The 11,434-nt window shown below is 70.8% G+C and carries 11 protein-coding genes; 4 read left to right on the top strand and 7 right to left on the bottom strand.

Annotated features, from left to right (window positions below):
- Both R3E98_00030 and R3E98_00035 read left to right on the top strand, forming a co-directional pair.
- The coding region (locus R3E98_00030; GenBank protein ID MEZ4421765.1) for an AAA family ATPase at positions 1–497 on the top strand (497 nt) is incomplete at its 5' end.
- 190 nt (positions 498–687) lie between these two features.
- On the top strand, positions 688–1,083 hold the full coding sequence (locus R3E98_00035; GenBank protein MEZ4421766.1) for a nuclear transport factor 2 family protein: 396 nt from the start codon (positions 688–690) through the stop codon (positions 1,081–1,083).
- Between the two features lie 123 nt (positions 1,084–1,206).
- Here the strand turns inward: R3E98_00035 and R3E98_00040 are convergent, their stop codons facing one another.
- Entirely contained in the window at positions 1,207–1,623 is a 417-nt protein-coding gene (locus R3E98_00040) for a PIN domain-containing protein (protein ID MEZ4421767.1), read from the bottom strand.
- Complete coding sequence (locus tag R3E98_00045; protein ID MEZ4421768.1) at positions 1,620–1,850, bottom strand: DUF6364 family protein; 231 nt, start codon at positions 1,848–1,850, stop codon at positions 1,620–1,622. Before R3E98_00045 ends, R3E98_00040 begins: the two co-directional genes overlap by 4 nt.
- Positions 1,851–2,118: 268 nt before the next feature.
- Between R3E98_00045 and R3E98_00050 the strand changes: the two genes are divergently transcribed.
- Positions 2,119–2,595 carry a DinB family protein gene (locus tag R3E98_00050; protein ID MEZ4421769.1) on the top strand — a complete coding sequence of 159 codons (477 nt, stop codon included), beginning with the start codon at positions 2,119–2,121 and terminating at the stop codon, positions 2,593–2,595.
- 53 nt (positions 2,596–2,648) lie between these two features.
- Positions 2,649–3,308, top strand: coding sequence for a hypothetical protein (locus R3E98_00055; protein ID MEZ4421770.1), 660 nt, complete (start codon positions 2,649–2,651; stop codon positions 3,306–3,308).
- 111 nt (positions 3,309–3,419) lie between these two features.
- On the opposite strand, the gene R3E98_00060 is transcribed toward R3E98_00055, so the two are convergent.
- The 5 genes from R3E98_00060 to R3E98_00080 form a co-directional block, all read right to left on the bottom strand.
- Positions 3,420–6,023: an ABC transporter permease gene (locus R3E98_00060; GenBank protein MEZ4421771.1), complete on the bottom strand. Its 2,604-nt coding sequence runs from the start codon at positions 6,021–6,023 to the stop codon at positions 3,420–3,422.
- Positions 6,020–6,331 (bottom strand): PadR family transcriptional regulator, encoded by a 312-nt coding sequence (locus R3E98_00065; protein MEZ4421772.1) that lies wholly within the window; start codon positions 6,329–6,331, stop codon positions 6,020–6,022. Before R3E98_00065 ends, R3E98_00060 begins: the two co-directional genes overlap by 4 nt.
- A 222-nt stretch (positions 6,332–6,553) precedes the next feature.
- Positions 6,554–8,638 carry a PQQ-binding-like beta-propeller repeat protein gene (locus R3E98_00070; protein ID MEZ4421773.1) on the bottom strand — a complete coding sequence of 695 codons (2,085 nt, stop codon included), beginning with the start codon at positions 8,636–8,638 and terminating at the stop codon, positions 6,554–6,556.
- 154 nt (positions 8,639–8,792) lie between these two features.
- The gene (locus tag R3E98_00075) at positions 8,793–9,722 is read right to left on the bottom strand and encodes an SUMF1/EgtB/PvdO family nonheme iron enzyme (protein ID MEZ4421774.1); all 930 of its coding nucleotides are present in this window, start codon (positions 9,720–9,722) and stop codon (positions 8,793–8,795) included.
- Entirely contained in the window at positions 9,719–11,320 is a 1,602-nt protein-coding gene (locus R3E98_00080; GenBank protein ID MEZ4421775.1) for a hypothetical protein, read from the bottom strand. Before R3E98_00080 ends, R3E98_00075 begins: the two co-directional genes overlap by 4 nt.
- Positions 11,321–11,434 lie beyond the last annotated feature (114 nt).

Genomic DNA, 11,434 nt, shown 5'->3' on the forward strand with positions numbered 1-11,434 from the left:
CCTTGGCCCAGTCCATCGCGGATGCGCTGGGAGATCACGACTTCGCCGACGAGCCGTATCACGAGCTCGTGGCGGATGGCTACCTCTTCTCCCACCCCCCTGATCCGGACGACTTCGAAGCCCAGCTCGAATACGCTCTGGACGCTCTGGGCGATGAAGCCCCGAACGTGGTCTTCGATCGCTGCCCGGTGGATCTGCTGGCCTACCTCATGGTCACGTGCCAGAATGACGAGCGGGTCATCGCTCGCTGGCGCGAGCCTGTGCGTCGGGCGATGCGATCCCTGGATGCGGTGGTCTTCGTACCCGTAGAAGCTCCAGACGTGATCGACTTCGGTCAGGACGAAGATCCGACCGATTCCCGTGGCGCGGTGGACGAAGCACTCCGGGAGCTGCTGCTCGGTGATCACCTCGAGCTTGAGGTCGAGATCCTGGAGGTACGGGGTCCGCTGGACCGACGCACGACCGCCTCGCTCGAGTGGCTGGCCCAGCTTCGCTAGGCTCCCCTCGCACCGGGCGCGCCACGGTCCCGCCGGAAGTCGCTGCTGACCGGCTCGGCGGATGGATGCCTGTCGCGGGTGATGGATACGCGTCGCGGGTCATCGGGCGGGTCGCGCAGCAGGGTTCCGATCCGTCAGGGCGCCCGGACCCTCAGCAAATCCGATCACGGGCATCAAGACCGGAGGGAGCATGGAGGAGATCGACGCCGGAATCGAGGAGCTTCATCAGTCATGGCGTGCGGCGATCCGTACCGGAGACATCGATGCGGCCGTCGGGCTTCTGACGGACGACTACGTCCTATGGGCGTCTGGCGCACCCGCCATCCGAGGCCGGGAGTCGGTGCGTGGGATCCTCCGTGCGGCGATCGAACGATTTCGAATCGATCCATCCTTCGAGGCGGAAGAGTGTCTGCTGTCCGGAGACCTCGCGGTGGCGCGCGGGTGGGACGTGCAGGCGATCGAGCCCCGGGAGGGTGGCGAAACGCTGACCCAGCGACAACGAGTCTTCCTCGTGCTGCGCCGTGAGCAGGACGGTCGGTGGCGCTACGCCAGAGGGATGTCGCAGCCGGGGCTTCAACCCGCGTAGTCGGACGCCCGAGATCCGGGCAGCTCCTGGGCGGACCTACCGGGTGGGAAAAGCGCCGCTCGGCCGATGGCGATGCCCTTGATGCTGCGATCCGAGTGGAAGCGGGGATGCAGCCCTGTGGCCTCAGGGAGCGGACAGGGCGACAAGCTCACCTGGCGTGATCACACGCACCGTCGACGCTCGGAATCCCTTCTTGTCTCGCGTCACGAGATAGTCGGCTTCTGCGGCCTCGGCGCACGCCGCTTGCACTGCGTCTTCGAAGTCTTTCCAGCCGAGACCGAGGGCCCGCCTGAGTCGATCGCCGTCGACCGGTACTACGTCGAAGAGCTCGAGCACGTCGACGAGAAGTGCGCGGCACTTCGCGGGACCGAGTCGCCTTGAAGCCAAGTAGTGCAGGGTGGTGACGGAGTGAGCCGCCAGAAGACCAGAGAGATCGCCGGCCTCAATCTTCCGGAAGACGACTGCTGCCTCCTTGTAGTGCGGATCTCGCTGAAACAGCACGTCCAGCACCACGTTGAGGTCGACAAGTACCCGAGTCACCCGTACTTCTCATCCAGGTACTGGTAGTACTCGTCGACGGAGCTTTCGGGCGCGAGGGCTCCGACCAGCCTGGCGGTGATCGGAGTCGAGCCCCCGTCCTCCTCCTCCAGCGAGGCCAGGAACTGGCTCACGAGCTCGGAGACGGTCGTATCGTTGCGCTGGGAATAGCGCTTTGCTCGCTCGATGATGCGTCGTTCGACGGATAGGGTAAGCTTGGTCTTGGCCATCGGGGCCTCCTACGTACGTGCACACCATGATATACGTATAGCGGCGGACCACGGTTCCCGGAAAGGGGGTCCCGACCTGGGCGTCGAGAATGTAGCAGTCTACGCGGTGCGTCGACCCTGACGGGGGTTGCGCCACGCGTCGATCCCAACGTTGCGCGGGCGTGGGCCCCACTGCCTCCGAGTCGGCGTGGTGCGGCAACACAATCCCAGGCGGCCTGAACGAGCTGTCGGGGCCCCGCACACGGACACACCATCGGGAGAAGCTGCGATGCTGGATCAGGAGATCCTCGCCGATCAGATCGGCCGAGCGGTTCGGGGTGGTGCCTGGCACGGGCCGTCCGTGGGTGAAGTGCTGGCGGGTGTGTCGGCCGAGGACGCAGCGGCGCATCCGATCCCCGACGCGCACAGCATCTGGGAGATCGTGCTGCACCTGATCGGCGGGTACACCTTGGTCCTCCGGCGGCTGGGCGGGGAGCGGCTACAGCTCTCGCCGCAGGAAGCGTGGCCTCCAGTGACAGAGGTCAGCGCGGCTGCGTGGCGAGAGAGCCAGGACGCATTGGGGCAGCTCAATGAGCGGCTCCAGAGCGCCGTGCGGGCGTTCCCCTCCCAGCGTCTTTCGGATGAGCTGGGTTCCGGGTTCGAGGCGTACGTCCAGTTCTGCGGGGCGCCTCAGCACGACGCCTACCATGCGGGTCAGATCGTCATGCTCAAGAAGGCATTGGCGGCGTCGCGAGAGGCGTCGTGAACATGATCTCCAGGCCGGCCGGGCCGTCAGCGCCGCGGTGGTCCCGGCATCTCGTGATCGGGCGGCGGGTCGTCCTGCGCGGTCGTCGGATTCCTGCCTCCGCGCTCTTCGGCGCTGCGCTTCTTCTCGTCGCCACCGTCCGCGTGGCGGAGGGCCAGAGTCGTGGCTGGGCTCCCGACCAGTGGCGGGCGGGCATCGGGATCGGCGAGCCCGGGAACAGGGACATCACGGTGGGCACCTGCGACGCTGGCGTTCCGCTGTTCGCTGCGGCAGGGCCGGGCTGGCACCTGAAGGGGCCGTTGCGCATCGAGCTGGAGGCGGGGGTCCTGGGGTCCGGCTTCGGTGCCGACTGTGCCACGGATGCAGCCCCGTGTGAGCCCGGCGCTCCCTGTCTCCGTTCGGAGGGACTGGAGACGCCCCTGTGGACGACCACGTCCCGTCTGGTTGTCGAACGAACCCTGGGGCGCCCCGAGTCGCGGCTACGGCTGTCGGGGGGCGTGGGCCACTTCTGGGGAGCGGGGGTCTGGTATCGGTCGATCGGTGGGGGCGTCCGTCTCGGCGACCCGACGGGGCTCACTGCGACGGTGGAGTTGGAGCGCTGGTTCTTCGATGCATCCGAGCGACGTTATGACATCCGCGATCCGACCGGCGCGCTCTACGATGTTCGGCGTCGGGCCGGCCGGCTCATGATGCTGCGCGTTTCGGTGAGCTGAGCGGAAGCGGCTTCCTGGATCGAGACTCCACGCGGGTCCGGCGGGTGATCGCCGCACTCGCCGAGCCGGTCGCTCGGGCGACGAACCCGGGTCCTTGCCCCTCCCGGCCCCTCAGCTCCGCAGCGCCACCAGCGCGTCCACCCGCCCGGCGCGTCGTGCCGGGATCCACGCGGCCGCCACCGCCGTGACCAGCAGGACCAGCGCCGCCGCCGCCGCCGTCCACGGGTCCTGCGCGTCCACGTCGTAGAGCAGACTCTGCAGGGCGTGGCCGAGGGCCCACGAGGCGAGGAGGCCGCCCAGCGCGCCCGCGCCGGCGAGGATCAACCCGCGCCTCACCACCAGGCGGGTCAGGGACAGCGGACGTGCGCCCAGCGCCGCCCGGATCCCGATCTCGCGCACGCGTTGCGCGGCCTGGAAGGAGACCAGCCCGTACAGCCCGATGGTCGCCAGCAGGAGCGCCAGCCCCGCGAACGTGGCGAGGAGCAGCCCCAGCGTGCGCGTCTCCGCCAACGAATCGCGGACGGCGGCGCGCAGGTCGATCACCACGGGGGCGGGCAGCTCCGGGTCCACCCGGCGCACGAGCGCGCGCAGGTCGCCCGCCGTGAGCGAGGCCCCGTCCGCCGTCCGCAGGTGCAGGGCCACGAACGGGGAGTAGCGCTGCTCGATCGGCCAATAGACCGCCGGGCGGCCCGGTGCCCGCAACGAGCGCATCTGCACGTCCGGGACGAGGCCCACGACGCGCGCAGCAGGTTCGCCGGCCAGCACCTTCCCGATCGGGTCCTCACCGGGCCAGAACATGGACGCCAGCGCTTCGTTGACGACCACGACCGGCTCGGGCTCGCGGCCGATCCCGCGCAACGCCCGTCCGCGCAGGATGGGGATGTCCAGGGTGGTGAAGTAGTCACCCGCAACGACGGTGTACTCGGCCTCGTATGCGAGCGCGGGATCCTGCTGGGGCCGCACCGTCTGTCGACTGTGTCCGCCCGCGATCGGCATCTGATTCGCGAGCGTCACGCCTTCCACGCCCGGGAGACCCGCTGCCTCGTCCAACAACCGCGTATAGAGGGCGAGCCCGGAGGTTTCGTCGTATCGGCCCGTGCGGTCGAGGGCCAGCACCGCGGCGTGCAACCCGTCCGGTCGGAAGCCCGGATCGGCCGCGCGTGCGTTCCAGACGCTCCGGCCGAGCAGCGCCGCTCCCGTCACCAGCCCGAGCGACAGGCCCAGCTGCGCCACGACGAGGGCGTCCCGGATGCGGGTGGTCCTGCGACCGGACGTGGGACCGGCATCGCGCAGGATCCCGGCCAGGCTCCGCCGCGAGGTGACCCAGGCGGGCATGGCGCCGAAGAACAGGCCGGTGGCCAGGCCCACGGCGGCCAGGAAGACGAGGACGCGCGCGTCGACCCCGACGGGCACGGACAGCGTCCACGGAAAGAGAGCGGGCAGCACGGCGCCGGCGCGCAGCACCAGCGGGAGCGCGAGCACGGTGGCCAGGCCCGCGAGCACCAGGCTCTCCACCAGGAGCTGCCGCGCCAACCGGCCGGAGCCGGCGCCCAGCGCCGCGCGCACGCCCAGCTCGGCCTGACGCGCGCCGGCTCGCGCGAGGAAGAGGTTGGCCACGTTCGTGCACGTGATCAGCAGGAGCAGCCCCACCACCAGGAGGAGGATACCGGACAGGCGCCGCGCTTCGGCCCGCTCCTCGGGATCGAGCCCCACTCCTTCGGCCAGCAGCACCAGGATGCCGTCGTTGACGGGCGCGGCGGCGCGCAGGCGTGCGGCCAGGCCGGGCATGGCTGCGCTCGCCGCCTCCAGGTCCACGCCATCGGCCAGACGCGCGACGACGTCGAACGAGCTCCATCCCCATTCGTCGAACGGCAGCCGATCGCCCATCGGTGGCGTCTGCATGGCGGGCAGCCACACCTGGGGTCCGGCGCCCAGCGCTTCGGTGCCAGCGAACTCCTGGGCGGCCACGCCCACGATCTCGTAGGGCTCGCCGCCGATGGTGACGGTCCGTCCGACGACCCGCGGGTCCGCGCCGAACCGCCGCGTCCACAGCGCATGCGACAGGACCACGACCGGGTGGGCGCCGGGCGCGCGGTCGTCGGCGGGCTGGAGCAGACGCCCCACGGCCGGCCGCACGCCGAGCGTGCCGAACCACGAGCCGGTGACGTACAGACCCGGCACCTGCTCGACGTCGTCCCCCGTCCCGAGGACGAACGCCGCCTGGTTGCTCGCACCCACCGACGCGAACACGGCCGTCTCGTCCGCGATCACCTCGAACGCCGGCCAGGAGAAGTTGTCGAAGCGCGGGTCCTGCTCGTAGCTGCGCGCGACCTGCACCAGGCGCTCAGGCTCGGTCAGGCCGGGCGGAGGACGGAGCAGGAGCCCGTTGATCAGCGCGAAGATCGTCGCGTTGGCGCCGATGCCGAGCGCGAGCGTGAGGGCCGCGCCGAGGGCGAAGCCGGGCGCGCGGACGAGAGACCGTCGCGCCCAGCGCAGGTCCTGGCCGAGGCCGGTCCACGACCAGGATGTCCGCCGCAGCGTGAGCGCGTGCGCGAACGCGCCCAGCGCGAACGAGACGGGTCCAGGCGTGCCGTCGGCCCCGTGGCGTTCCAGGGCCGCGAGCTCCGACAGCCACTCCTCCCGCCACTCCCGCCGCTCGCTGCGGGGCACCAGCGCGCCGGCTACCCGCACCAGGGACCGCGCCAGGCGACTCACGAGGGGCGCGGCTCGGGGTCGGCCAGGAGAGCGGCCACACCGGCGACCCGCTCCGCGCCCTCCGCGAGCGTGCGCAGCCCGGCGGCGGTGGGCTCATAGTACCGCCGGCGGGGGCGGCCTTCGGCCTCGGCGATCCGGGTGTCCTCCCACGCGGACCTCACGAGGCCGCGTTGCTTGAGGCGGGCGAGCGTCGGGTAGACCGTCCCCGACGGCAGACCGGTGCGGGTCACCAGCTCGAGCCCGTAGGCCCGACCGGAGCGCAGGGCGGCGAGGATCTGCAGTGAGGTCACGCCGAGAGGGCGGGGCACGGGTCCTCCGGTCACGAGATAGTAGAAGTGTAAGATATGTAGTAGTACTAGTGGGCCGCGTCAATGCAGGAGGTGGACGTGGGGGGCGGAGCCGGAGGGCAGCGCCGGAGGGCAGAGCGGAAGCGGAGGGAGTGTGGAGCCGAGGGAGGGCGGAGCGGAGGGAGCCCGTCCGTCCCCGGACGGCCCGCGCGAGCGCCGAGCCGACCGGGGACCGAGCGAGGATCAGGGCAACGCCATCGCCGCGATGCCGTTGTTCAGCTGGATGATGATGTACTGCTTGCCCTCATGGCTCCAGCTCGACATGCCGTAGCGCGTAGGGCCGGGGATCTCCACAGCGCCCAGTCGCTCGCCCGTCCGCTTGTCCAGCGCGAACAGGTTCCAGGTCCCGTCCGCGGTCTGGCCGGACGAGAACAGGAGCGTGGGGCTCGCCACCATCACCGCGTGTCCCGGCCGACCCGGGTTCGTGGGCACGTTGGGTGCGCCCTGCAGCAACGGGTGGTTGCGGATGCGCTCCTGCACCTGCTCGGGCGCATCCCCGTTCGGGATCTGCCACAGGTGCTCGCCGGTGTTCATGTCGATGGCGGTGATGCGGCCGACCGGTCCCTTCCAGATGGAGAGGCCGTCGATGTTCGCGCGATCCGCACGGTCTCCGCCCTCGGAATCCACGGCGCGTGACCAGTCGGAGTGGGTCGTGCCCGTCATCAAGGGCCCGTCGAGCGGGGAGTCCTTGCCCGGCATCAGCAGGGCCGGTGAGCACCCGCTCGCGGAAGCGATGAACAAGATCCCGTTGACGGGATCGGCGACCGTGGGGCTGTAGATGTTGGCGCCGCCTCCGCCACCCGGACACACCAGCCCGCCGGACGGCTTCTCCGCCTCGGGGCTGCCGGCCACGACCGGCGGGTTGAACAACGGCGTGATCATGTCGTTCTCACGCGCGAACTCCAGCACCCGTTGCCGGATCTGCGGCGTGTAGTCGATCAGGTCGCTCTCCTGACGGCCCTGCAGGTCGAACGGCGCGGGCTTCGTCGGATACGGCTGTGTGCGCGACAGCTTCTCGCCCGGAACGGTCGACTGCGGGACCTCGCGCTCCTCGATGGGCCAGATGGGCTCACCGGTCTCGCGGTTGTACGAATACACCCACGACTGCTTGGTCACCTGGAACAGGCCGGGGATCCGTCTCCCGTTCACGTTCACGTCCATCAGCACCGGCGCCGTGGGCGTGTCGTAGTTCCAGATGTCGTGATGGACGAGCTGCTGGTGCCACTTCCGCTGACCGGTCTGCACGTCGAGCGCGATGACGCTCGTTCCGAACAGGTTGTCGCCCGGCGAGAACCCGCCGTAGTAGTCGATCGTGGGCGGGTTGGTGGGCACGTACACCAGGCCCAGCTCGGGATCGGCCGACATGGGCGCCCAGGACGACACATCACCCGTCCATTCCCAGGCGTCGTTCTCCCACGTCTCGTGCCCGAACTCACCGGGGCGCGGGATCACGTGGAACTTCCACTTGAAGCGACCCGTGCGGGCATCGAAGCCCATGATGTCACCGGGGACGTTCTCGACCCGCGTCTGGTTGTAGCCCTGCTCCGCGGAGTTCCCGACCACGACCACGTCGTTGACGACAATGGGGGGAGACGACGACGTGATGTAGCCGAGCTCGAGCGGAAGGCCCTGGTCCGGATCGTAGGTCTCGCCGGACTCGAGCCAGGGCTTCCAGTCGGCGATCAGCGGCGGCAGGAGATCGACGACGCCGCTCTTCGGAAAGCCCGGGATCGGGACCGGCTCACCCCAGTTCTCCAGGGGCTGACCCGTCTCGGCGTCCAGGGCGGTGAGGAAGAAAGCCGGGGACGTGATGAAGATCACGCCGCGCCCATCGATCTCTCCGTAGGCGACGCCTTTGCCGTATCCCTTGCGCATGGAGTACTCCCAGCGCTCGGTCCTGGGCTCGGAGTAGCTCCAGAGCAGCTCGCCGGTTCCGGGGTCGAGCGCCACGACGTGGCGGCGGTCTCCGGTCACCGTGATGAGCTTGCCGTCGACGTACGTCGGCGTCGCGCGCGACGTGCTGGGCCCGAAGCTGCTGGCGTCCCACTCCCAGACGACCTCGAGGTTCTGGAAGTTGGACGCGTTGATCTGGTCGGAGGGCGTGTAGCGCGTGTGCCAGGCGTCTCCGCCCAGGTACGTCCACTGCCCTCCCTCGACCCCCTGTCCCTGCCCCTGCACCGCTCCCGGCAGCACGGCCAGCATGGCCAACGCCAGCGCGAAACGGCTGCGGGAGCGGGGCCTGGCGGGGCCTCGTCTCTCCTCACTCATGCGTGTCTCCCCCTGCTGCTGCCCGGTGGCGGGGCCGTCCGGGAACGTGCCGCGGGTCGTGCGGCCCGAGGCCGTGCGGATGCACACGGCCCGAACGGGCCATTGTGCGGCGGGCCGCCCGAGCCGCGCAAGCCGGTTTCCGGGGGCCCTCCGCTCAGGGAGGGGTGAGCACCAGTCGGAACCCCAGGAACGGCCGCCGCGCGCCCGGATCGGCGCCTCCGCGAACCGCGGCGCGCACGTTGCGCGCGTCGTCCGCGAACGACCCCCCGCGCATCACCCAGAGCGCGTCCTCGTCCGCCGTGGCGGTGTCGTCGGAGGGATCGAAGGGATAGGGCTGATACGGGCTGCGGGTCCATTCCCAGACGTTCCCGCTCAGGTCCGCCAGACCGTCGTAGGGACAGGCCGGGCAGGGGTGGGTTCCCACCGGGCTGGGACCTCGACGTCCGAAGGTGGCGAAGGCGGTGTCGGGCGTGCTGCCCCACGGGTAGATGCGCCCGTCCGGTCCGCGCGCCGCCTTCTCCCACTGGGCCTCGCTGGGAAGCGTCAGCCGCCATCCCTCGTCGAGGCGGGCTCGCAGCGTTGCCGGGGTGGTGGCGCTGGCGCGCAGCTCCCCCTCCAGCCAGCGCGCGTACGCGAGCGCGTCCGGCCAGGACACGGACGTCACGGGGTGATCGGGAGGGGCCTGGAGGGGCGTGGGGTCCGTGGCGCGATGTCCGGTGGCCTCCACGAAGGCCCGATACTGGGCCACGGTCACCTCGAACCGGCCGATCCAGAACGTGGGGAGGTCCACCACGCCCTGGGGTTCCTCCGGCGTCCACCGCTCGATGTCGTAGGACAGCCCGTCGGCGGTCGGGTCGCTCCCCATCCGGAAGGGTCCCGCGGGAATCTCCACGAAGCCCAGGGCGCCGTCCGCCGGAAGCATCCAGGCGTCGGCACGGAAGCGCGGATCGTCGAAGGACCCGCCGGGGGGGAGCGGGGCGCGCTCCGCCGCCGGGGCCTCGCGGGCGACCTCGAGGGAGATCCACACGGCGCCCACCAGCCCCAGCGCGGCCAGGGGGACGGCCCACCGCTGCGGGGCGCTCATCCCGTGCTGGCCTGCCGCTCGCAGGCGAAGCCCCACTGGTGCCGGCAGGCGCGCTCGTACAGCTCGGGCTCCGGCATCTCCATCAGGTTGCGCCCGCCCTCGCGCAGGAGCAGGCGCAGGTCCAGCGTGCGCGGGGGGCTGCGCAGGAAGCGCGTGGGATCGACCAGGTTGAGGCAGGCGGCCTGGAAGCGCAGCTCGCAGGCGCGGGCGAAGAACCCCTGGGCGCGGGCTTCGTCCGCGGGCAGCAGGCGTCCTTCACGGTGGTGCGCGCCGAGCTCGTTGCAGGCCCAGGCGGAATTGTCCGCACAGTACGTCGCCTCCAACTGGAGCAGGCGGGCGCACGCGTTCGGGCGGCCTTCGCCGCACGCCGCTTCCCAGAAAGGCAGGCTGTCCCCGACGTGCCGTCCGTCGGTGCGTCCCAGCACCGTCATGGCGGCGAAGAAGACGGCCCAGACGGACATGAAGGCCAGATTGGCGCGCGCCGAAGCCCACGCGGCGGGTGCAGCGGACGGAGCGCCCGACCGCACGCGGCGGACCAGCCCGTCGATGCCGCGCACGCTGAGGTTGAGGAGCGGGACGGCGAGCAGCTTGTCGTAGAAGGTGGGCACACCGAACGCGCCCAGCAGGGCGTAGAGCCCGAAGACGCTCACCCCGTAGAGGGCGCCGAACAACGCCTTCCCCGGCGCGGAGCGCGGGGACGTGGAGGGGTCGGTCACGAGCAGGTGCAGGCCCAGGAACACGGCCGCGGGGATCTCCGAATCCAGGAACCAGGGCACGCCGGTCAGGGCGGCGTAGCCGGCGCTCAATCCGAACAGCACGAGCGCGGCGGTCCCCGCGACGAGCGTGATGGAGAAGAACCACATCACGACCAGCCCCAGCGCGAACAGGAAGAGGTAGATGTGCGGCGCCAGCGTGAGCGTGGACGCGATCTCCTGGCCCCAGGTCAGCTCGGTGGTGCCGGTGGCGATCAGCACCAGCGAGAAGAGGCCGAGCGTGAACGCCGACGGATTGAAGATGTGGACGCGCTTCCCGTCCCGCTCCCAGCGCACGAATTCCTTGCCCAGGAAGCCGACGGCGATCATCAGGAACTGCAGATAGAACCAGTCGTCGCGGAACCACAGGAACAGGTTGGTGCTGAGGATGATCGGGAAGGGCCCGAATCCGAGAGACGTCCGTTCCCGCCGCCACCATGACAGCAGGAGGTCGAAGGCGTAGGCGAAGAGGATCTGCCCCACCAGCAGCCAGGCGTGGGCGTAGACCGGTCGCCAGAACCAGCCCCAGTAGGCGTAGACGGCGATCTGCACGCCCGCCTGCAGCCAGTGCTGCCGGCGCAGGACCAGGTCGACGCCGCGCGAGCGCAGGGCCGGCCCGAGGCGGAGCGCCAGGCCGGCGTATCCGAGCAGGAGCGCCGCCGCGGCCCCGAAGAAGGACAGCGCCAGCCGCTCGTTGGCCTGGATCCGCGGTACGAACGCGACGGCGGCCAGCGCCAGGGCGAAGAGCGGCGGGAGCAGGAACGCCAGCGAACCGCGCGCGGGCGCCTCGACGGCGCTCGGAGAGCGGCGGGCGGTGCGGGCGCGGGAGCGTGCTGCGGAAGCCATCGCCTGGATCGGGAGCGGGTGCGGGTGGGCCGAGCGGGGCCCGTCGCGCCGATGGTAATGGGAGGGGCGGCGTCGGGGGAAGCGGGACCGCGGGCGCGAGCGCAGCGCCACCCC

This window comes from Gemmatimonadota bacterium, from assembly GCA_041390125.1.
Lineage (GTDB): Bacteria > Gemmatimonadota > Gemmatimonadetes > Longimicrobiales > Gaopeijiaceae > JAGQIF01.

Coding starts and splice junctions, on each gene's coding strand:
- R3E98_00080 (MEZ4421775.1), bottom strand. CDS start 11,320: ATGGCTTCCGCAGCACGCTCCCGCGCCCGCACCGCCCGCCGCTCTCCG.
- R3E98_00050 (MEZ4421769.1), top strand. CDS start 2,119: ATGCTGGATCAGGAGATCCTCGCCGATCAGATCGGCCGAGCGGTTCGG.
- R3E98_00070 (MEZ4421773.1), bottom strand. CDS start 8,638: ATGAGTGAGGAGAGACGAGGCCCCGCCAGGCCCCGCTCCCGCAGCCGT.
- R3E98_00075 (MEZ4421774.1), bottom strand. CDS start 9,722: ATGAGCGCCCCGCAGCGGTGGGCCGTCCCCCTGGCCGCGCTGGGGCTG.
- R3E98_00045 (MEZ4421768.1), bottom strand. CDS start 1,850: ATGGCCAAGACCAAGCTTACCCTATCCGTCGAACGACGCATCATCGAG.
- R3E98_00035 (MEZ4421766.1), top strand. CDS start 688: ATGGAGGAGATCGACGCCGGAATCGAGGAGCTTCATCAGTCATGGCGT.